This is a genomic window from Paracraurococcus ruber (genome assembly GCF_004353985.1).
Taxonomy (GTDB): domain Bacteria; phylum Pseudomonadota; class Alphaproteobacteria; order Acetobacterales; family Acetobacteraceae; genus Paracraurococcus; species Paracraurococcus ruber.
Map to the genome: position 1 here is coordinate 1 of NZ_SMOA01000589.1, position 1,136 is coordinate 1,136.

Below are 1,136 nucleotides of genomic sequence, written 5' to 3' on the forward strand. Positions count from 1 at the left end.
GAGACCTGTGCGCGGATGTGTTTGGACGCGACGCGCGCTGGGCTGATTCGCTGCCTGTGTGGGCGAAGGAGGTCAGCATGGCACGGCGGCGGATTGGTCAGGAAAACCTTATTGCGCGGGCGGAGCCGCGAGCTGCACTTCCGTTGCTGCAACTCGCCGCATTGCTGGATTGGGCTGAGATAGATCGTCACCTGGTCGGTATCTCGGCTGCGACGAAGGGCGAACGTGGCTGGCCACCACTGGCTCTCTTCCGTGGCCTGTTGCTGGCGACCTGGTACGACCTGTCGGACGTGAAGCTGGCCGAGGCGCTGGACGACCGGACCAGCTTCCGCCGGTTCTGCGGCTTCGCCGCTCACGAGCCGACGCCCGAGCGCACCACGTTCGTCCGGTTCCGTCGGGAGCTGGTGCGGCGCGGCCTCGGGCGCGAACTGTTCGAGGCGGTTACTCGCCAACTCGAAGCCAAGGGCGTCATGGTGCGCACCGGCACACTGGTGGACGCGACGCTGGTCCCCTCGGCCAGCATCCAGAAGGACGCCGAGGCGTGCTGGGCCGGGCATCGCCGCCGCAAGCCCGTGCACGGCTACAAGGCGCATGTGGCGACCGATGAAGGTGCAGGCCTGATCCGCGGTGTGGAGGTCACCACGGCCAACGTCCATGACGCTGCCGAGTTGGCTGCGGTGCTGCCGCCCGAGGCGGGAGATGTTTATGCCGACAGCGCCTTCAACGGCGACAAGCCCTGGAAGGCGATCCGGGCGCGTGGCGGCGTGCCGAAGGTTGTGCAAACGGGTACCTGGGGCGGCGCCGCGGCGCTTGCCCGCCTGAAGGCGCACAACGCCGAGGTCCGGCGCATCCGCTGTCGGATCGAAAAGGTATTCGGCACCTGCAAGCGCTCCTACGGCCTGCGACGGATGCGATGGCTCGGTCTGGCCAAGGCCGGACTGCAGGTCCGCCTCACAGCCATCGCCTACAACCTCCGCCGAACGGTCACCCTGCTGCACGGAGCGGCCTGACACGGGAGGAGTCTGTCCGGCTCACGTCCGGCACGCCGCAAAATCGGCATTCTGCAGTTCCCGGCAGCGTTCAGTGCCTCAAACAGCCAGAAATCGAGGCCCGCCGTCCACCCGCGCACAGGTCTC

Annotated in this window: 1 protein-coding gene; it reads left to right on the forward strand. The window is 67.6% G+C overall.

Annotated features, from left to right (window positions below; translation table 11 throughout):
• Positions 1–1,010 (forward strand): IS5 family transposase (locus tag E2C05_RS31935; RefSeq protein WP_240046991.1); only part of this gene is annotated, 1,010 nt, incomplete at its 5' end.
• Positions 1,011–1,136: the final 126 nt, after the last annotated feature.